Source organism: Cohnella sp. SGD-V74 (assembly GCF_003001675.1).
GTDB lineage: Bacteria > Bacillota > Bacilli > Paenibacillales > Paenibacillaceae > Cohnella.
Genome location: NZ_PVYW01000034.1, coordinates 17,602 through 37,141 on the forward strand (window position 1 = coordinate 17,602; position 19,540 = coordinate 37,141).

The following is a 19,540-nucleotide window of genomic DNA, read 5'->3' on the forward strand; positions in this document are numbered from 1 at the left end:
TGACGCTCCATTTCATCATCGTGCCAAAAGCGATTCGGGCAGGCCGGGGAAGCCAAAAGCTTTGCAAGCGGGTTCCAGGAAGCAAAAACGGCCTGGCAGCGCAGGGGTACTTTCGCGCGCGGGCCTTGCTCCTTCCGTTTTTCAAGGCCCACATCCTGTACACCGCAGCCGATCCGTCGCATGGGAGCATATCCGAACCGTGGCTGGCAAGGGTAGGCAAATTTTTTTGAGAAGAGCGCTCAAAAAATTTTGCCTATCCCTGACGGGCAGACCCTTGCCAGCCAGAACCGGATATGCTCTAAAATCTGCGACGGCTGCGGTATACAGGATGTACCTGTTCCTTGAAAACTCCATACGCAAGACCAGGAAGCACGAAGGAAGCCCCTACGCTCCAAACCTTGAAAGAAGACGCTCCGCGCTGGCTCGACCGGCAAGCGGGACCAGGATGAGGGTTTCAGGGCCAAAAAGTCAAGTCAAAGAAGGAAAAAACGGGATGGACAAGCAAAGGATGCGGGCAGCATCCGCGCGATTTTAGCCGGATATTGGCGGCGTGAAAGGAGGTGAGAGCATGCGGGGAGTAAACGAACTGCGCGAAAAAATCGAAGCGGTGCGCGCGGAATTGAACACGCTTGCGAAACAGGTAGGCGCGATGGCGAAAGAAGTGCTTTTGAAGTCGCAAGAATTGGACGAGCTGCTAAACGAATACAACCGAGCTTTGAAAAAGGGAGAGTGAGCAGGCATGAGGATTCATGTTTTCCGAGGCAAATTTCCATTGGGGCAGGTGTACACCACGCCGGGCGCGCTAGAAGTTGTCAGCGAGGATGAACGCATATCCGCGCTGACCCGGCATATTGGTGGCGATTGGGGCGACGTCTGCGATGACGACCGGGCCGTTAATGACGAGGCGCTGCAAACGGGGGAACGGCTGCTGTCGGTTTATCACACGGCGGCAGGCGTCACATTCTGGATTATAACGGAACGCGACCACAGCGCGACCACGTTTTTATTACCTTCCGAATATTAAAAGGCCCGTTTGCTTTAGGGAGCAATCGGACCGGGGCGAAGAAATTTTGCGAACCCCTTCGCCCCTCTATTTTACCACATGTAAAGGAGAGGGCAAAACATGAGCCAAAAAATTTATGAAATGGTGACGGAACGGATTGTCAAGCTACTCGAAAGCGGCGTCGTGCCGTGGCGCAGGCCATGGAGAAGCGGCGCGGCGGTGAACTGGCTCACGCAAAAGCCGTATCGGGGCATTAACGCGCTGCTGCTTGACGCCGGGGAGTATGCCACATTCAAGCGGATCACGGAGGCGGGCGGCACCGTGAAGAAGGGTGTAAAAGGCGAAATCGTGGTTTTCTGGAAGTGGCTGGAGAAGAAGGACGAGGAAACCGGCGAGACGGAGAAAATACCGCTTTTACGCTATTACAAGGTGTTCAATATTGCCACGCAATGCGAAGGACTGGAAAGCAAACGGAACAGCGAACCGGCGTATGAGCATGACCCTATTGAGGAAGCCGAACGGCTTGTAACCGGCTATGCGGACCGGCCGCCTATTCATTTCGCGCCGGGCCGGGCGTTCTACCGGCCAGGAGATGACATGATCAGCGTTCCACCGATGGTGGATTACAAGCAGCCCGAGGAATATTACTGCACGCTGTTTCATGAACTGGTGCATTCGACCGGCCATACCAAGCGGCTGAACCGGTCCGGCATTACGGAGCTGGCCGCATTCGGTGACGAGAATTACAGCAAAGAAGAATTGATTGCCGAGATCGGCGCGGCCATGATGTGCGGCGTCTGCGGCATCGACAATACGACCATTGAAAACAGCGCGTCCTATATTAACGGTTGGCTGCGGGCGCTCAAAGACGATCAACGCATGATTGTACTGGCCGCAGGTAAGGCGCAGCGCGCCGCGGACTACATGCAGGGCATCAGCTTCACGGACGGCGAGGAATAGCAGCCAAGGCAACCGACAAATCGGGGGCCTTGGCCCCCATATCCACATAGGAAGGGAATGGGCAGCGATGCAAACGGTGACGTATCCGGATTACGTGTTTTTTTGCAAGGCGTTTCAGGAATGGAATTTGTTCGATTTCGAGGAAAGCGACATCAAGCAGGAGCCGGGGGAAACGCCGTCCTATACGTACGACGCCACGTTTCGGGACGAGAGCAATTATAAAACGAATGTCGTCATTTCCTTTGATGGCGCGGCGATTACATGGGCGATTGCGGATGGCTGGGAAGATGCGCACGAAGAAATTAGCACGCTCTATGATTCCATGATGCAATTGAAAGCCAGCGGCCGGCAGCTCGTTCTGTAAAGCACGGCCGGGGGGCTACTAGCCCCCCGGACCCCCCATACGAAAGGAAGGAAAACCGATGCACTATGAAAGCGGAACCGAGACGGCAAAAAAAATTCGGGCGGCGCTGCGGCGCGCCTTTCCGGGGCAAACCTTTTCCGTGCGTTCGTCGGCCGATAGCGTTTTAGTGAATTGGGAAGATGGGCCGTTTGTGCCGGACGTGGAAGACGTTCTGCATGCCTTTCAGAGCTATGAGACACGGCGCAGCAGCGGCGAGGATCGCCGCGAGGCGGTCGGCTATGGTTGGGAGGGGCGGCGCATTGTTGGGGCGCAGTATTTGCGCACAAGCCGCCGCTTGAGCGCTGCGAGGCGCGCCCGCGTCGCCGAGCGTTTGGCCGAACAGGGCGTATCGATGCAGGATGCCACCAAGCCCCTTTTATTGGCCGCTGAACGGGAGATCATCAACCAGAAGACGCATTCCGTCCTTGAACAAATGGAGGCTTGGGAAGCCGCCTGGAGCGAATACATGCACCGGCTGCGGCGGCTCGAGGACTTGGAGGCCCAAGGGCGCTACGGCTATCAGCTCCGCATGCCGCGCGCTGCTCTTGGCCGGGCTATTGATCGGCTGCGGGCGCTCGACCCGGAATTTTGCCGCCGTCTGCATATATAGACGTGCTGCCCTGACTGCTGCGTTCGGCGCGGCCGGGGGGCTTTCCGCCCCCCGGACCCCCCGGCCCGGCTCCCAAACCCCGGCGACCGCGCATGCTGCGCCGTCGCCGCTTACCTCAACGGATCGGCCGAAGTCCGGTTTATGTGATGTAAACATCGTAAACGGTGTAAACATACTATGTTTACAGGGTTTAAATGTTTGCATAATGGAAAAGATAGAATCAAGACAGTTTACTTTGTAATCTATGTAAATATACTGAAAAATGAGGATTCAAACGTTTACAGAATGTCAGAAATCGAACAAGAGGGGGTCCGGGTTTTTGGGGGAAGGTTGAGGGAGTGCGTCCGAGGTCGCGCGGTGGTTCGTATTCTTTCCTTTTATTCGTTAAAATTATGTTGTAAACAGTGTAAACACGGTAAACATTATGTGGTATAATAAAGAAAAGTAAACAAGGGAGCGTGAAGCGTATGTCCATGAATGAACCAACAAAAGGGCCAACCGTCACGAAATCGATCCGGGTACGTCCTGAAATCAAACAAAAGGTTGAGGAATTGTTTGCGGAAAGCGGTTTGCCCACAGAAGGCGAGTTTTTGGAATACATGGCGCAGCTCGTCGAGATGCAGCAGCTCAAAGAAGGCGTTGCTGCGGGCTATCGCAAGCTGTTGGAAGAACGTGAATACCACAAGCGCCGCGACGAAGAAATCTTTATGATGATGATTCAATCTGAGGCGGCAGCGCGATTGGAGCTTACACAGGGGCATGAGGCGGTATTGGCCGAGCGAAATGCGGCATTTCTGGCGCAGGAGCAAACCATTGCCGATATGACGATTGAAATGAAGCAGCTCAAGGATGAAGGCGGGCGCTTGAGCAAAGAAAACAGCGACCAAGCGAAGCAGATTGCGCAATACGAGGATAACACCAAAAAGTCTAATTTGCTCCTGGAGCAGTACGAGGAGAAGAACAAGGCTTTGAGCGCGCAGCTCACCGATTTTCAAGCGACGATGGACGAAAATAAGGAACTGCACCGGCAAGTGGACGAGCTGTCGAGGCAAGCGGAGAAACAAACCGACCAAATCGCATCGCTCGAACGGGAACAACAGCGCATCGAGCAGCAGCATGCGGAGCGGATCGCGCAACTGGAGGCGCGTCATGCGGAAGAACTGGAACGCCTTAAAGAAAAGCTCGATGTGCAGCGGGAGCGCGAGTTGGTTCAGGCGCGGAGCGAGTACCAAGAGAAGTTAGAGAAAGTTAGCGCGGAAGCGACGGCGAAGCAGCAGGAGTCAACGGCGCAAATCACGAAATTATATGATCAGATTAACGAGCTTCGGGAGCAATTGCAAACGCAGGGGCGTTCCGCTGCATCGAAAGGTCGGGGCGGGGATAAGCCGCAGCAATAAAGGGGGCTGGATCGGCGCAAGCTGAAGGCGAGAAACGCCTGAAATGCCGAACGATTCTTCCACTCTCTGAAGATCCACTGTTCGGAATTTGAGAGTTTAGTAGAGTGGTCGGAACGGACATGCTATAATCGACTCTATGGACTTTGAATAGTGGTGGATGTTTTCGGGCCACGGCGCAGCTTCCCGAAAGGGGGTGACGCCGATGGTCGCACTTGTGGCGTTTTATGATGTGCTGCGTTGGATCGTAACGATACTAAGCCTTGTGTTTGGTATCCGGAAGCTCTATCGCTGGGCGCGTCGTAAGTTTCGTAACAAGCGAAAAACCACCGCTAAGTAGGTTGGAGAGCCTAAACGGTGGTTTTCGCTTGAACTAGCTATTTAGTTTCACGCGCGCCGTGATGATCCACAGCCTTTCGGGTCCTAAGAGTCTTTACCGTTCGCTGCGGTGAAGGCTCTTCTTAGTATACGGATCAACGTGTTACCCGTATACCTCGTACTTGGCTGGCCGCCTACGGTGAGATTCGTTCTAATGTCTTTATACCCGTTATTTTATCACGTGATACCGTGTCATGCAACGTAAAAAGGCTTTCTGTCGAGCTTTCGCCTTGGTCGCATATGAAGCAGGCAGAGAGCCGTCCAGGGCGCGTCAGCGGCGTTAGCGAACCCTTGACGAGCGGTTCCGACCGCCGACGCTATCCGACGCCATGCAACCCCTTGCATGGCCCGCCCCCTTTAGGGCGGGGGGCGGTGTGCAGAGGGCGCAAGCCCTTTGCGTTCCCCCGTTCCGGGGGCGGAGGGGGAGCTTTTCTACATGACTGGGCTATGCTATGATTGAAACATCTAACTGAAACGTGAACTTGAACACTAAAACTGAACAGTTTATCTGAATAAAAAAACTATTACATGAAAGAAGGTCGAAAGTATGGCGATTGTCTACGCAGTTTCCGCCAACAAGGGCGGGGTTGGGAAGACCAGTTTTGTCACCAATATTGCGACGGCCATTGTTACGAAACAGCCCAAGGCGCGGGTACTTATCATTGATACCGATCCGCAAGGCAATGCTTCCATGGCTTTCGGGAAGGTTCCTGCTCATTTCGAGGAAACGATTTACGATGTGCTCGTGGATGGTGTATCGATGGAGGCCGTAAAGGTGCCTTTAATGGATCGGCTTGATCTTGTACCGGCCAACAAGGATATGGCCACTCTCGTATTTGATGTGCTGGCTGACGTGGAGACGTACCGGCGTCCGCTATATTTGCTGAAAGGCCCGTTAGATGCCATTCGGGATCAATACGATTTTATATTCATCGATACGCCGCCGGATATGGGTTTGATTGCCGGAAATGTATTTGCTGCTGCGGATCGCGTCATTATACCGTTTGAACCAGAAACGTTTGCCGTTGCGGGTATTATTCAAGTCATCGAAGTTGTTGAAGATTTTCAACAAAAGCATCGGCCTGAACTGGTCATTGATGGTATTGTTGCGATGAAGGTTGATTCTCGGACTATACTGCATTCAGAAATGCTGCCAAAGGCTCGGAAATATTGCCTTGAACATGGTTTACATATGTACGAAACCGTCATCTCCAAATCGATCCGTTTCGCGAATGCTACTGCCTACGAAGGACAACCGGCTGTTCTGGCCGATCCTGGAAACCATCTCGTAAAATCTTATTATGATATTTTGGAGGAGGTATTAACGCATGGCAAGACAGCGCAAAGCATTGGCTGATTTTGATACATTTTCCTCAAAAAAAACTGAACAGTTAAATGGAACAGAACATAGAAACAGTGAAGTGAAACAGAATAATAAAATTAAACTATCAAATGAAGCAGTAAAACTGAATAGCGAAACTGAACAATCTAATGAAGCAGTAAAATTGAACAGTGAAACTGAACAATCGAACGAAGCAATAAAACTGAACAGTGAATCTGAACAAACAAACGAAGCAGTAAAACTGAACAGTGAATCTGAACAAACAAACGAAGCAGTAAAACTGAATAGCGAACCTGAAAAATCGAACGAAGCAATAAAACTGAACAGCGAATCTGAACAATCGAACGAAGCAGTAAAACTGAATAGCGAACCTGAACAATCGAACGAAGCAATAAAACTGAACAGCGAATCTGAACAATCGAACGAAGCGATAAAACTGAACAGTGAATCTGAACAAACAAACGAAGCAGTAAAACTGAATAGTGAACCTGAACAATCAAACGGAGCTGTAAAGCTGAACGGTGAATCTGAACAATCAAACGAAGTAGTAAAACTGAACAGTGAATCTGAACAATCAAAGTATGAGAGCTTTTTAAGCATTTACGCCGAAGAAAGAAAACCGCCGCGTGTTGAGGATACCCATACACGTGACACGTATTTAATCCGCAATGATTTGCTCGAACGCTTCAACAAGCTGGCAGCAGGGCAGAAAAAGGGCTTTAAGATGCGCTTTATCAATTACGTGCTTGAAAAAGAGCTTAACAACATCGAGAAATCAGGCGGGCGGTGAGTGCGATGGATATGGACGCCCTGCGCGAAGTGGATACACAGCTCAATGAAATGGCCCATGAGTTTATCGGAAAGACTCAACGCCATGCCGACCCCTTGAAAGCTGCGAGTATTCATCAAGAAATGATCGAACAACTAAGCGCGGCACTTGTACAGCGCGTATCCGTCAAGGCCCTTTTTATGTATGCGAATCAATGGGGGGAAACGTTAAAGTCAAAGCAGTTGGAAGGTGGAGACGACCGGCTACTGATAAAAGCGAAAAATGATATTCTCGAACGGGCGCTCCGCGTCAAATCGGTAGATTATTTGCGTGAAGTCGTCCCATTTAACACGAATATTGCCCAACACGCCCTATTCTCGGCCAATCCGAAAGGGGCAAACGGACAGACCCCGACAACTGCTCATGGCGTCCGAAATGTGTATATCAAGCAAACCACTGGGGAAGTGCTGACGACATATGAGGCCCGCGTAATGGGGGCCATTCAATCGCTTTGGTTTAAGAAAAACGTGAACGGCCAACCCACTATTGAGTTAAAGTATGCGGATATTTTGGCCGAATTGGGCTTGACGGATGGTGCAGCCAATTACAAGCGCGTTCAAGAAGCCCTTACGCGCTTGTGGAACATCGAAGTGACGCTTACCCAATATCAGCGTTCCAAGAACGCCGAATACGAGGAGATCGCCTTGACGCGCTTGATTGACCAAATTGTATTCCGGCGTAAAGTGGGAACACCAAGCCATTATCAGTACAAGTTTGAAATCAAGCTTCCGGAATGGTTGGTCGAGGCGAACAGAGAAGGGAACCTGTTTGATGTATCGCTCATTCTCATGAACGATCTGAAATCCTATCTGGCGCAGGGGCTATATTGGCTCGTATCTTCCTACCCGGATGAACCGGCTGTGACGCTAGAGCTGTCAACGTTAGCCGGACATTTTCACTTTCTGGATGATGATCGCGAACCGATTATGCCGGTTTATAAAATCGTGGAGCGCATCAAACAGGCTTGCGAGGAATTGCAAACTGTAGGCTTCATCGACCACTTTGAATTTTCCGGAAAGAAACAAGGGCTGTTGGGACGCTTTTTGACCGTGACGAAAAATCCGGTGTTCTTAAACGCTCCGGTCCGTTCGGCCCGGGAACTGAACGAGCCGGTTCAATTGGATCTCTTTAATGCATAACGAAATCGAACGATCGATCCATAGGCAGCAATTGAATGTTCGGACTTGAAGGTTGAATGCCTCCTGCAGCTCGCCCCGATCTGACTTGGCCGGGGCGAGCTACGACAAAAAAAGCGAATAATACCGAAACAAAAAGCCACGCTTCCTTATCAGGAATGCGCGGCTTTTTGTTTCGGTCATGTATTTGCCTTTTTGGAAGGATACGGCTTTTTCTGATCTGTGCGGCCGAGAAGATAGTCCGTACTGGTCTGGTACAAGTCGGCCAATTTGATTATTGAAGCGGATGGTAAATCCAGTTCTCCCGTTTCGTATCGAGAATACGTGGTCTGATTGACCTTAAGGACCTTGGCTACATATTGCTGTGTCCAGTCGTTATCTTCTCGCAGCTCTTTAATTCTTGCGTACATTTCCATCACCCAAGCTCATAGTAAGCTATGCGAAAACCGCATATTGACATTTATGCGGTTTTCGCATAAAGTTTCCGTACAGAGCGAAGGGAAGGGACGGGAAACATGATGAAAACCTTGTTGCGGAAGCTGTATAACGGAGAGCTATGCCCGATTGAGCAGATCGTATCGAAAGAAACGGCATACCGGCCCGTCAACCGGCAGATTACGGAAGCGATGGGCGTTTGGCGGAAGCGATTGGACGAATCGGAGTATAAGGAGTTGGAGGATTTGCTGAACCTTCGTGCTCAAGCCGGAGAAATGGACCTGGCTGCATCGTTTGAGTATGGCTTTCAGCTCGGCGTTTCTCTTATGGCGGAAGCGCTAGCTGGTCGGAAAGATATGTTGAAGGAGGGAAAATGAGAGGCGCGGAAGCCTGAGCGAGAAAATTTTTTTGGGCAGGAGCGGCAAAACATCCGTTTAACTACGGAAAATCAGCAAATCATCCGTTTTACTACGGAAAAAAAATCAAAACATCCGTTTTACTACGGAAAATGAGCAAAAAAAATTAAAAAATCGTGATTTTGATGAAAACACTTTGTCGAATACGGGCGAAAAAGGCCAAAACATCCGTTTTACTACGGAAATTGAATTGAAATCATCCGTTTTACTACGGAAATGGGATTCAAAACATCCGTTTTACTACGGAAAAATGAAAACGGCGCAATTTGCCAAACTTAAATATCGTGTCGTATAGTAGGGATAGATTCAGAGAATTACTGGAAATGCTCCAATTACATAAGAAAAAAATAAAAGCCCCACACCTCACACTTTTTGAATGACTAGTTTGCCGACCGGCATTCAAAAAGTGCCCCAAGAGTGAGAGCTTCTACTTTTATACGCATTTTATAGGGATATTATACTCTATCTGCGAAAAAAAGTGAAGAACCTACTCTCTCTTTCCTATTGCCTTTTTTGAGGCGTGGCGCGAAACGAGGGAGTTTTTTTATGCTGCCTGCAATTGCTGTGCGCCCGGCCGCTGTCGGGACGCAAGAGGCATTTCGGCTGCTATTTGGCAATCAGCTCACCGAGACGCCCAAACGCTTCCCAACGGAAGCAACCGGCCGAGCGAAAACGCTAGGATGGGTATTTGTCAGCTCCGATTGCCGAAACATGAAAGCATGCCGAACCTATCAAACGCTTTTGGCCATGAGTGGCCAACATACATACTATACGCCGAATACTTTTTACCGGAATGATCGACGCGAGGAAGCGACGCTCCGGTACTTAAATGCGCTTGTCATTGATGTGGACGTAAAGGGAGCGGACAATCCCAATGCAGGGCTTTGTCTGTCCGATCTCCTGGAACGCATCTCAAGCGCCGGTTTGCCATGTCCAACGATGATTGTCCGTACTCCGTCAGGGGGATATCATGTTTACTTTCTGCTAAATGCACCGCGTAAGGCATACACGAATGCGATCCAGACCTACCGGCGCATTCAGACGGCCATTGCAGCAGCCATCGGAGGGGATCGGCAGGCGATTGGGGCCGAACGTTGGTTCCGTTTGCCGACTCCGGAAACGCTTGTTTATGCGTCCGAGCAACGCGTATCGTTCGCAGAGCTGTTGGATTGGGAGAGTATCAACCAGGACGCCATACAAGAGGCTAAACGCGGCTCTCTTGTCCAAAAAGGGTTACTGGACCATCCTGCCATAAAAACGCTTCTAGCGGGCGTAGAAGTCGGGAAACGGGATAATACGTGTTATACTCTTGCCCTGGCTTTCAAGCGAGAAGGCTATAGTATGGAGGATGCCGAGGCAGAATTGCAGGAGTGGAACACGCGATTGGACGAGCCGATGCCGCAACGTATTGTATCGCGGAAAGTTAAGAGCGCCTACAAGGGGGACGCTCCGGCCGGGCCTACGGGGGAGTGGATCACCTACCTTTCCGGCGTACCATTTTCCTATGAAGTATGGGAGACGGCCAAACCAAGAGGCGAACGAAAAACGAGTCATTATAGCGAGTGGGCCGAAGATGTGGAGCGTGTTTTGCAGCAGCTTCCGGATCGGTCTATTACGGATGCGCAGCGCAAGCTTGCGTCTTATTTCGGTATGTCGCTATCTACTTATCAGGCAGTTGTCGCCCTGATGGTGGAGTCCGGCAGACTTACCGTGGAGGTACATGGTAAAGGGCGCGGAGCAGCAACTACGTTAAGACTGGCTTCAAGTCCTGAAACAGCCACCGAACCGGCTTCAGAAATGCCAGTTGTAACACCGGCTCGAAATGTACCCGATTCCAATACACTTACCCTAGTTGGGGTGGTGGGTGGGGTCCTGCCGCCTTCTTCCGGGGATCGTATTCGTGGGGGCATCCTTTCTTGGTTCCGTCTTCGGGTCCTTCTGGTTGATCGATTCTCTCTCTTTTTGGTGGGGCAACTTTCTGGTTCTAGGGTTGGGGGACGTAGCCCAAGCGGAGGCGCGGGAGGCAGATTTTGTCTAGGACTTTCCGTTTCGTGTCGGTTCTTTCCTCCTAATCTGACTAGGAGATACTATCCATTTTTACCCAATTTTATTCCATCCCGTGTACGGTAGTGATATACTCCGCGTATATCCTCTCTGTTAACTCTCCTAGACTATAAGTGTATAACTAAGGCGTTAACTAGACTGTACATGGTGTATGGTTTTAGTTGTTATTCTTCTGATGGGAGAACCCTTGCTGTGGCTGCGTGCAGGCGTTCTGGTACCGCTCGAAAGCATTTCCCGACCCCACCCTCACAACGTCCGAGGCTGGGGTCGGGAAAACGAGCGGTACCAGAACGCAGATACTTTGGGTGAGGGGAGAAACTTTTTAAATGCAGGAGAGGATACAGGATAATGTGAGGAAGGAGGGATTCGAGGAGAAAGGGATTTAAGTTCAAAGTCGAAAGATAAGATCAAAAGCAAAATCTTTGTGGGTAATTCAGAGAAGCAAAGTCAAAACCTTGAAAGTTGTTCGAGGAAGAAAAACCTGTGGGCAAGTTCATGGATGCAAATCTTTGTGAGCTGCTCAGGGAAGATGGTTGGTATGCTGTCGCATACCTTGTTCAAAGTTTGAATGCCTAATCAATGATGCCGTGGGGAGCTGATCGGGGAAGTTTGTAAGCTGATTTAGGATGACGGTCATGATGCTCAACGCATCATCCCATTTGTATTTTGAAGGGAGATCAAATGAAGAATAGCGGCTTTCCGCTGACGATTTTTGTTGCGTAGTTAGTTGCGAGTTTAGTTGTACCTTGAGCAGACGGTTCCCAGGAGGCGACACGGACGGTTATGAGCGGGCTTCGAAGCTTTGATACTGATAGTGGGGAGCGTGGTGACGCTAGAAACGGTAGCATGGAGGGAGTCGTTTCATGTTAACGAAATACTCGGATTTCAAGGAGAAAGACCTTGAGATTTTACGCTTTGTGTTGAAGCAGGGAATTGTTACGTCTCAGCAAATTTTGCGGTACACCGGAGAAACTTCGCTACACAACGTATACAGGAGACTTCGGAAATTGGAAGCGGCGGGGCTTGTGTGGAAGAAGAAATTAACGCTGCGTCTGAATGTGTACTTTCCGAAACGTGAGGCGAGGGATTACCTGGATTATCCGGTTACGGTTGCGAACGATACGTCATTGTACACGGCCGAACACGACTTAATCATCAATGATCTTATCCTGCATCTGAAGGCGTCGGTGAAGGCTGAAGGTTTTGATTACAAGACCGAGCGGGAATACCGTTTTGAGCTGCTGGAAGATACCGAGGGCAAGCAGGAAATGCTTCAAAAATGGAACAAAATTCGGGATACGTTGCCGGATGTAGTGCTGCTGCTTCCGGGGTTTACGATTGCAGTCGAGGCCGAATTGCATACCAAATCGAACGGCCGTTTGCAAAAAAAGATGCATCGGTATGCAGCCGAGCTGGTTGCAGGAAAGTATACCGATGTGTGGTATTTTGTCCCGAACCAAACGATAGGGAATGCCCTCAAACGAGCGATTGAGCATGTGGCGCAGGAATGGCGATCTGTCGGACGCCCGGCGCAAACTCAATCCGGAAAAACCGTGTTTCAGCAGATTCAAGTACGGTCGCTGCCTGCGGAGGTTGTGGGAGAGTGAACCAATGGCTCGTCGGAGCGAGGAGGAATTATTGCTTCCCCAACAGCGGGAGAGTGAAGGTGCAACAACGGTTGGCTATATCGTCATAGCGGTACTGGCATTCGTCCTGCTTATTGTGGGGCTTTCAGCCGTGCTTACGGCGGCGGTACTTTATGGCCTGTTTGTGTTCGTAATAAAGAAACCTTGGATATTGTACGCGATCATGCCGGTGAGCTGCATCGGTCTATTTGTGCTGCACGGCGCAGGGGAGTGGGCGTCGATACTGGGCTTTTTGTCGATTCTGAACATACCCATTCTTACGGAAGCGGCTGAACAGTATTTACATGGGAACGAACCTTTCCCGATAACCGGTTTTAGCTATGCGTCCGCCTTCATTTTCGGCAACCTTTTGGCAGGGGCAGCGCACCCGTTTATTGACTATTACCGAAGCAAAATTGTGAAAACGAAATACGATGCGCTACGGAAAAAACGCTCTTCGGGAAGCTATCGGTATTTCCGGGCCAAGCGGTTTAAATTGGTGCAGAAGGCGCAGCTCAAATTCCGGAAATCGAACTCGAAAGAAAATTTTATCGGCTACGACGAGTTTCAAGAGCGCGTTGCACTAGAGCCTCATGAGCCGAATCAGCATGTGTTTGCGGTAGCGACGACCGGTGGCGGGAAGACCGTCATTATCGGGACGATGGTTGAAAATGCTATACGCCAGGACAAGCCGGTTGTGTTTATGGACGGTAAGGGCGAACGGGCATCGATGTTGGAGTTTAAGGAACTTTGCGAACGGTACGGCAAGCGCGTCCATATGTTTACGGATGTGGACGAGATTAGTTTTAACTTTCTGCGGCATGGTTCCGCGACGCAGCTCCGGGACAAAATTATGAATTTGTTTGAATGGTCCGAGCCGTACTACAAGCTCAATTGCTCCCGTTTTTTGCAGCTTGTTCTCAAAATGATGAAAGAATTTGATTTGACGATCGATCTAAAAAATTTGTATGACCTCACCTATCCATCTAAGGTTGCGGCTGTGTTGAACCGGCAATTAGAATTGGCCAAAACGGAAGTTTTCGTAACTGACGAAGGCAATGAAAAAGCCGTCCCCCATCACGACGAACCCAATTTCACATACGAAGATGAACACAAAGTAACAACAGCAGAAGCGACGGCGATTGAAGATGTACCGAATGCGAAGCCGATTTTGGAAGAGCATGAACAAGAGCCGAAAACAGCTTTGTCATTAGAGGAAATCGATGCTTTGCTACAAGGACAGACCGCTGGGGAACCAACCGTAGCGACAGCGAACGTGCCTGAATCGGCTGCCTCATTATTTGAGGGTTTAGAACCCGCGCCTGTATCAGTCGCTCTCGATATGGAGCCGGAAGCGGAATATGTGAGTGAAGGAGATCCATTGGCGGAAGAACCGTTGCAGGAGGAGCCTGTTTCCGAATCGGAGGAAGAAGGGGAGCTGCCGCGCGATACCGTTTATGTGCAACCGGCCAAAGCAAGCGCTTTATTTACCGGTATGGAAGAAGAAACAGAACAGGAAGCACCTGCGGCCGCGCGTCGATTGGTTTGGGACGAGGCGCGGCGGGCCAGAGTGGAGTATTACCGTGAGCGCTTTTTTGGGATAGACGATGAAGAGGAAAGCACCGGGATTCCATTCGACACGCTTACCAGTTTGCGCAATCAGCTTGCGGAGCTGATGGAAAGCGATCTTGGGCCATTGTTTGAGGAAACCGGCGAAGGAATTGACCTGAAAGAAATTACGGACCGGGACGAGGTTGCTATTTTCTCGCTATCCGGGAACAAGTACCGGGACTATATCAAGACACTCGGGCGGCTTGTTATATCCGAAGTGAACACGCTTGTCGATTACCGGCAGAAGGAAGGCAAAAAGTCGATCATGTCCGTCTATGACGAATTTTCGGCCTATGTCTCCCATGAGGTTGTAGACGTGATCAACAAGAGCCGGTCGGCTGGGTTTGAATGCCTTATATCGGTGCAGGGCTTATCTGACATCGACGCCGTTGATCCGGTGTTGACGCGGCAGATCATCAACAACTGCAATACGTATTTCGTCGGTCGCGTCAACGAAAGTGAGGATGCGTCCACGCTTGCCGCCACGCTTGGCACCTATGAGGACGGTGACATTACAAAGCAAGTCCAGAAAACAGCCGTCAAGCTTCGGATGGAATCGGAAATGGGGACGGTTCGTAGCGTGCAGCGGTTCCGGGCGCATCCGGACGAAATCAAGACGCTGGCGACCGGCGAGGTATTTTTAGCACGGAAGACCATTGAGAAAAACGGGGAGCCGTATGTAGCCCGCGTTTACGTGCGAAATGCGCTGGATACAACCGGCATTCCTGCGAGAAAGGAGCAGCAGTATGCCTAAAAGTTTAGCCAAACTGAAAGCGGCGTCTGATGCGCCGCAGCGGGAAAAAGGAGCGATCCTTCGACAATTCAAAAGTTGGATGCGTAAGGAGAAGCCCGAGAAGCGGCGGGCTTACCGGCCGCGCGGTTATATGACGCGCAAAATTGGAGCTGCCGCATTTTGGCTCGCCTTTGCCTTTATGTTCCTGGTTGTGTTTTTCTCGGCCATTCAACCGAACGATCCGGCAGACGCCCAAACGAGAAATGAAGGAACCGAGCTGACGCTAAATCCGGCCACGACAACGACGGCCGTCCAATATGCCGAAAATTTTTCCAGGGAGTATTTTACGTGGAAGCCTGGCGACGAGGCGACTCAAGACCGGAAAAAGCGGCTGACTCCGTTTCTGGCGAAAGGGCTTGATCCGCAAGCCGGTCTCCAAACCTCCGGCCTGAAAACAACTTCGACCTTCCTGAAGGCCGAAATCAAGCACATTAAAGAAATGGGGCCGAACCGGGCGTATGTAACCTTGGAAGTGTTCTATAAGCTTGGTCTGCCGAAAGAAGCTGAGCAGCCCCCGGCGTCGCCACCGTCCGGAACGGATGCTGCAAATGGGGGTACGGCCCAAGCCGGACAAACTCCCCCACCGGAAAACACGGCGCAGCCTCCAACGAAGACGATTCAATACGAGCCAAAAGAAGTCAGCAAATTTTTCGTTGTGCCGGTTGGGTACGACCAAAATTACGGCATCTACGACTTGCCGAAATTCACGCACATTGATCGGCAAACGACGATGGAGGCAGATGATCGGGCCAAGGGGTTGCGGGCTGCGGATGAACCGTATGAAATCAAAGAAAACATCCGCAATTTCCTGACTACGTTTTTTAGCTCCTTTGCCGCCGATCCGAAGGACAAGCTAGGCTATTTGTTGTCCGATCCGGAGCATCAAAACGGGTTAAATGGAGCCTTACATTTTGTCAGTGTCACTTCGACCGAGATTTATCAATCGGGCGAGAGTCAGACAAAACCGGCCGACGCTGCTCCGAAGGAAACGGAAGCGAACGGATCGCAGCAAGCCGGAACAGCGGCATCCCCTGCGTCCGGTGAAGTGACTGGCGCGGCAACGGCAACGCCGGTTACGCGAACGTATATCGTGCTGTGCAGCGTAACCTACGAAGACCCGGTTTCCAAAGATCGTTTTATGACCAACTACCGGCTGACCGTAACCGAAAAGGAAGGCCGATATATCGTAACCAAAATGGACGAAAAATAGGAGGGATCGGCTATGGACTTCAAGGGACTATTGGATTGGGCTTCCGAGCAAGGCGGGTATCTTATTCTGTTTGGCGGCATTATTTTCATTGTTGTCCTGGCGTTCCGGCGACATTTCATCGGGGCGGTTGGTACGCTTGTCATTTTGATCATCGGGTATGCGGTCGTCAAAAATCCAACGATACTTGGCAACATTTCCGAGTTCTTCACCGAGAAGATCGGCCTGAAAAAGTGAAGGAGGGCCAGCGATGGAACAACAGCGAAAAGAGCTGTGGGCTTTAAACGATTTTTTGAAGTTTGAACGCAGGCTGTATCAGTTTGCGGGTTTTAAATTCGGTCGTGAAATCAAAATCAAAGCGGTTCTCTACTGGCTGTCGTTTTCGGGCGTTGTATTCGTGTGGTACTGGATTCCGATTCTGAATTTCCCCTTGCGGCTGCTTCCGGAATCGATCCTGTTTGCTTTGCCGTTTGCAGCAACCTATCTGCTTATGGACGTCGGAACAGAAAACCGGCCTCCGATCAAATTTCTGAAAAGCGCTGCGGCTTACCACTGGCGTAAAGGAAAACGCGTGACCTACTACAAAGGCAAGGAGCTGGAGCAATCCAAGTCATACGGGTTCGGCGGCCAATTGGCCGCCAAGGACTTTCCCGTCGCCAAGAAAAAGCCCAATCCGAGCTATCAATTTCGAGGCTACTTTACAGTAGACGATTGAAAGGCGGGTGATATGTGCATGAAGGTATTTACGGACTTTCCGGTGCGTCATATTGAAGGCAATTTGGCGTTTGGCAGGGACGGCAGCGTATGGGCCTATTATCAAGTGGAAGGGTTCGGCTACGATTTTCGAGACACGATGCAGAAGATCCATCCATACAATCGGCAGCTCTCTTTCTACGTTGAAAATGTACACGACCTGCATTTCCTGATGATACCGTCACTGACGGACGTTTCCGGGATCATTGACGAGACGATAGAGGAGATCAGCCGCAAGGACTATGCGCTAAAAGAAAACGGGATTCGTTATTTTCAAAGTCTGAAACGAACGCTCGCCGCGCAGCGTTCGTCCCGAGAGACAAACGAATACCATTCCTATATTGGGGTGCAGCTCGATCCGAGGAAAAACGAAATGCGCAAAATCGGCAATTTGGGTTTGGCAGCGGTGACAACGCTAAAAGACTTGGTTGCCGGATTTACTTCTCCCGTTTACCGAGCTGTGGGTCTGGAACCGAACGACATCCTCAAACGGGATATTGAGCAATGGAGGCGGCAGGCCGATGGGCTGCGTGAAACGCTCGGCCAATCGATGTCGTCGCTCGTGCGGGCGCTGACGAAGGAAGAAACGGTTTTTTTAATCGAACAGAACTTTAGCGTCACGCATAACGATACCCGGCTGCGAAAGGGATATGAAACCGGCATGGACGTAACCGGGATCGAGGATAGCGGCCGGGTTCATGAGGCACGGCGCAGTAATTCCAAAGCGTTCTACGAGCTGCAAAATGCGGAAATCGAGGAATACGACCAAAAGACGCTCAAGCTTTATAAGATGGTTGGGGAAGAGATCGAAGAAAATTATGTGCAATACCTGGTTGCCGATAAAATCAGCCCGCGCAGCTTGCATCCGGGATCAGAATGGATGCTTCATTTGCAAAACAGGCTGCGCTTTCCGGTATCGGTGTCGATTAAAGCAAGCTTCATGCGTAACGATCAGATTATTAAGCAACTCTCTGATGTGCGCTTGGCCTATGAAGATCAGCGAATAGAAGCGGCCAAGGGCGGCAGTGAAGTTGACCTGAAGGTATCCAAGTCGGAGAGCGGCGCAATTCAGATGGAGGCGCGGTTCCAAGAAACAGGCTATCCGGCGTATGTCTGCTCGTTTGTTTTCAAAGTGACGGCCAAAGACCCCGACGAGCTGCGCGTCCGGGTAGACGAATTGAAACGCGAGATGAACCAATTTGGCATGCACTTGCTGTCGCCATATGGGGAAATGATTTCGTATTTTATGGAGTTCATTCCAACTTCGCCGCGCTACAATGCTGACTATTTGCAATATGTTGAGCCGACGAAGCTCGCGGGAATGATGTTCGCGGCCACGACGAATATAGGAGACAACCGCGGATTCTATCTCGGCCAAACGCTTAAACTCAACCGGCCGGTATTCATCAAGCCGGACTTGGCCGCAAAAGCATTTGAAGGCGTCCAGAACGTTGTCGATTCATTAGCTGTCATGATTGCCGGAATGACCGGCAAAGGCAAATCGTTCTTGATCAACCTGTTCGCATACTTGTCCGTCTTGAGCGGATCGCTTGCGCTGATCGTAGACCCGAAAGGCGACAGGAAACGTTGGGCCGAGGGGTTGCCGTTTATTCCTCCGGAATTTATATCGGTGTGGACACTAGGAGCCGACGAGCGCGATGCGGGTTGCCTTGATCCGTTCCGGACAAGCGTTTCTACTTCCGAGGCCAAAGATATTGCAATGGACATTCTCTCGTTCCTGTGCGACAAGCACCTGGGGGATGTTGGCTTTACGCAGCTCTCCGAAGCCATCGAGCATGAAGGGGAACAGGACGATCCTTGCTTGGGCGGGTTGCGGGATTATTTGAAAGCGCGGTTGCCGCAAGAAACGACGGATCGCCGCCGCGAATCCTGCATGGAGCTGATCGAAACGCTGGAGACGTTGGGGCGTCTGCAAATCTCGCGTCTGCTGTTTGGCGAAAAGGGGCAGCGCTATCGCGTCCTGGAAGTGAGCAAGCCGCTGCAAGTGCTGATGGTGCAAAACTTGCAGCTCCCGAAAAACGATAAGGACCGGGGAAAGATCCGGCCGATTGAAAAGATTTCCGAAGCGATCCTGATTTCGATTGCGGCCTTTACGAAGCAGTACATGTTCAATCAGGACCGGCACATTCATAAAATAGTGGTGCAGGATGAGGCGAAAACGGTAGAGCGATCCGCAGAAGGCAAGGCCCAACTCGACTTTATTACGCGTATGGGGCGGCATTACAACACAACTTTAATGAAAGGGACGCAAAACGCCAGTGACTATGACGAGGACGTGGCCAATATGGGGATGAAGTTCTCGTTTGCGCTCAAGAAATATGATGAATCGCTGGAAATGTTGCGTTACTTCAATCTGCCGGACACTCCGGCCAATGCGGAATACCTGAACAGTTTAGATCGGGGAACGGCGCTGTTCCAAGACATTTACGGCCGGACGGCGGCGATTCGCATTCATCCGGTTTATAAGGAAATCGAGGAAGCGTTCGACAGCTCCACGGCGACCGAAGAGGAACGGACCTACGAACGCCAAAGGCAGGAACGCATCCGGACGGGAGTGTGA

18 protein-coding genes are annotated in these 19,540 nt (G+C 50.8%); 17 read left to right on the top strand and 1 reads right to left on the bottom strand.

From position 1 onward, the window contains the following. Positions 1 to 568 precede the first annotated feature (568 nt). The 9 genes from B0G52_RS33655 to B0G52_RS33695 all read left to right on the top strand — a co-directional run bounded on the left by B0G52_RS33655 (position 569) and on the right by B0G52_RS33695 (position 8,058). A complete protein-coding gene (locus tag B0G52_RS33655) occupies positions 569 to 733 on the top strand; it encodes an aspartyl-phosphate phosphatase Spo0E family protein (protein WP_094050823.1) in 165 nt (54 codons plus the stop codon). A 6-nt stretch (positions 734 to 739) separates the two neighbouring features. Further along, positions 740 to 1,024, top strand: coding sequence for a hypothetical protein (locus tag B0G52_RS33660; protein WP_094050824.1), 285 nt, complete (start codon positions 740 to 742; stop codon positions 1,022 to 1,024). A gap of 99 nt (positions 1,025 to 1,123) precedes the next feature. Then, positions 1,124 to 1,963: an ArdC family protein gene (locus B0G52_RS33665; RefSeq protein WP_094050825.1), complete on the top strand. Its 840-nt coding sequence runs from the start codon at positions 1,124 to 1,126 to the stop codon at positions 1,961 to 1,963. Positions 1,964 to 2,030: 67 nt separating this feature from the next. After that, on the top strand, positions 2,031 to 2,327 hold the full coding sequence (locus B0G52_RS33670; RefSeq protein WP_094050826.1) for a hypothetical protein: 297 nt from the start codon (positions 2,031 to 2,033) through the stop codon (positions 2,325 to 2,327). A 58-nt stretch (positions 2,328 to 2,385) separates the two neighbouring features. Then, entirely contained in the window at positions 2,386 to 2,976 is a 591-nt protein-coding gene (locus B0G52_RS33675; RefSeq protein WP_094050827.1) for an LPD29 domain-containing protein, read from the top strand. Between the two features lie 467 nt (positions 2,977 to 3,443). Beyond that, entirely contained in the window at positions 3,444 to 4,373 is a 930-nt protein-coding gene (locus B0G52_RS33680) for a coiled-coil domain-containing protein (protein ID WP_143762686.1), read from the top strand. 922 nt (positions 4,374 to 5,295) lie between these two features. Continuing rightward, positions 5,296 to 6,105 (top strand): ParA family protein, encoded by an 810-nt coding sequence (locus B0G52_RS33685; protein ID WP_094050829.1) that lies wholly within the window; start codon positions 5,296 to 5,298, stop codon positions 6,103 to 6,105. Next, on the top strand, positions 6,077 to 6,880 hold the full coding sequence (locus B0G52_RS33690; protein WP_094050830.1) for a hypothetical protein: 804 nt from the start codon (positions 6,077 to 6,079) through the stop codon (positions 6,878 to 6,880). Before B0G52_RS33685 ends, B0G52_RS33690 begins: the two co-directional genes overlap by 29 nt. Positions 6,881 to 6,885: 5 nt before the next feature. Next, positions 6,886 to 8,058 carry a replication initiator protein A gene (locus tag B0G52_RS33695; protein ID WP_233163310.1) on the top strand — a complete coding sequence of 391 codons (1,173 nt, stop codon included), beginning with the start codon at positions 6,886 to 6,888 and terminating at the stop codon, positions 8,056 to 8,058. 176 nt (positions 8,059 to 8,234) lie between these two features. On the opposite strand, the gene B0G52_RS33700 is transcribed toward B0G52_RS33695, so the two are convergent. Next, positions 8,235 to 8,471 (bottom strand): helix-turn-helix domain-containing protein, encoded by a 237-nt coding sequence (locus B0G52_RS33700; protein ID WP_342774098.1) that lies wholly within the window; start codon positions 8,469 to 8,471, stop codon positions 8,235 to 8,237. A gap of 99 nt (positions 8,472 to 8,570) precedes the next feature. Here B0G52_RS33700 and B0G52_RS33705 point away from each other — a divergent pair, with 99 nt between their 5' ends. The 8 genes from B0G52_RS33705 (at position 8,571) to B0G52_RS33740 (ending at position 19,540) form a co-directional block, all read left to right on the top strand. Beyond that, positions 8,571 to 8,867 carry a DUF6809 family protein gene (locus B0G52_RS33705; RefSeq protein WP_094050831.1) on the top strand — a complete coding sequence of 99 codons (297 nt, stop codon included), beginning with the start codon at positions 8,571 to 8,573 and terminating at the stop codon, positions 8,865 to 8,867. A gap of 585 nt (positions 8,868 to 9,452) precedes the next feature. Beyond that, complete coding sequence (locus B0G52_RS33710) at positions 9,453 to 11,036, top strand: primase C-terminal domain-containing protein (RefSeq protein WP_094050832.1); 1,584 nt, start codon at positions 9,453 to 9,455, stop codon at positions 11,034 to 11,036. 797 nt (positions 11,037 to 11,833) lie between these two features. Next, positions 11,834 to 12,577, top strand: a complete 744-nt coding sequence (locus tag B0G52_RS35785; RefSeq protein ID WP_158223990.1) for a hypothetical protein — start codon at positions 11,834 to 11,836, stop codon at positions 12,575 to 12,577. Between the two features lie 4 nt (positions 12,578 to 12,581). Further along, the gene (locus B0G52_RS33720) at positions 12,582 to 14,960 is read left to right on the top strand and encodes a TraM recognition domain-containing protein (protein WP_158223991.1); all 2,379 of its coding nucleotides are present in this window, start codon (positions 12,582 to 12,584) and stop codon (positions 14,958 to 14,960) included. Beyond that, the gene (locus B0G52_RS33725; RefSeq protein ID WP_094050835.1) at positions 14,908 to 16,209 is read left to right on the top strand and encodes a conjugal transfer protein; all 1,302 of its coding nucleotides are present in this window, start codon (positions 14,908 to 14,910) and stop codon (positions 16,207 to 16,209) included. Before B0G52_RS33720 ends, B0G52_RS33725 begins: the two co-directional genes overlap by 53 nt. A 12-nt stretch (positions 16,210 to 16,221) precedes the next feature. Beyond that, entirely contained in the window at positions 16,222 to 16,443 is a 222-nt protein-coding gene (locus B0G52_RS33730) for a hypothetical protein (protein ID WP_094050836.1), read from the top strand. Positions 16,444 to 16,456: 13 nt separating this feature from the next. Further along, a complete protein-coding gene (locus B0G52_RS33735) occupies positions 16,457 to 16,921 on the top strand; it encodes a hypothetical protein (protein WP_094050837.1) in 465 nt (154 codons plus the stop codon). A gap of 18 nt (positions 16,922 to 16,939) precedes the next feature. Further along, on the top strand, positions 16,940 to 19,540 hold the full coding sequence (locus B0G52_RS33740; RefSeq protein WP_094050838.1) for an ATP-binding protein: 2,601 nt from the start codon (positions 16,940 to 16,942) through the stop codon (positions 19,538 to 19,540).

Coding starts and splice junctions, on each gene's coding strand:
- B0G52_RS33655 (WP_094050823.1), top strand. CDS start 569: ATGCGGGGAGTAAACGAACTGCGCGAAAAAATCGAAGCGGTGCGCGCG.
- B0G52_RS33660 (WP_094050824.1), top strand. CDS start 740: ATGAGGATTCATGTTTTCCGAGGCAAATTTCCATTGGGGCAGGTGTAC.
- B0G52_RS33665 (WP_094050825.1), top strand. CDS start 1,124: ATGAGCCAAAAAATTTATGAAATGGTGACGGAACGGATTGTCAAGCTA.
- B0G52_RS33670 (WP_094050826.1), top strand. CDS start 2,031: ATGCAAACGGTGACGTATCCGGATTACGTGTTTTTTTGCAAGGCGTTT.
- B0G52_RS33675 (WP_094050827.1), top strand. CDS start 2,386: ATGCACTATGAAAGCGGAACCGAGACGGCAAAAAAAATTCGGGCGGCG.
- B0G52_RS33680 (WP_143762686.1), top strand. CDS start 3,444: ATGTCCATGAATGAACCAACAAAAGGGCCAACCGTCACGAAATCGATC.
- B0G52_RS33685 (WP_094050829.1), top strand. CDS start 5,296: ATGGCGATTGTCTACGCAGTTTCCGCCAACAAGGGCGGGGTTGGGAAG.
- B0G52_RS33690 (WP_094050830.1), top strand. CDS start 6,077: ATGGCAAGACAGCGCAAAGCATTGGCTGATTTTGATACATTTTCCTCA.
- B0G52_RS33695 (WP_233163310.1), top strand. CDS start 6,886: ATGGATATGGACGCCCTGCGCGAAGTGGATACACAGCTCAATGAAATG.
- B0G52_RS33700 (WP_342774098.1), bottom strand. CDS start 8,471: ATGGAAATGTACGCAAGAATTAAAGAGCTGCGAGAAGATAACGACTGG.
- B0G52_RS33705 (WP_094050831.1), top strand. CDS start 8,571: ATGATGAAAACCTTGTTGCGGAAGCTGTATAACGGAGAGCTATGCCCG.
- B0G52_RS33710 (WP_094050832.1), top strand. CDS start 9,453: ATGCTGCCTGCAATTGCTGTGCGCCCGGCCGCTGTCGGGACGCAAGAG.
- B0G52_RS35785 (WP_158223990.1), top strand. CDS start 11,834: ATGTTAACGAAATACTCGGATTTCAAGGAGAAAGACCTTGAGATTTTA.
- B0G52_RS33720 (WP_158223991.1), top strand. CDS start 12,582: ATGGCTCGTCGGAGCGAGGAGGAATTATTGCTTCCCCAACAGCGGGAG.
- B0G52_RS33725 (WP_094050835.1), top strand. CDS start 14,908: ATGCGCTGGATACAACCGGCATTCCTGCGAGAAAGGAGCAGCAGTATG.
- B0G52_RS33730 (WP_094050836.1), top strand. CDS start 16,222: ATGGACTTCAAGGGACTATTGGATTGGGCTTCCGAGCAAGGCGGGTAT.
- B0G52_RS33735 (WP_094050837.1), top strand. CDS start 16,457: ATGGAACAACAGCGAAAAGAGCTGTGGGCTTTAAACGATTTTTTGAAG.
- B0G52_RS33740 (WP_094050838.1), top strand. CDS start 16,940: ATGAAGGTATTTACGGACTTTCCGGTGCGTCATATTGAAGGCAATTTG.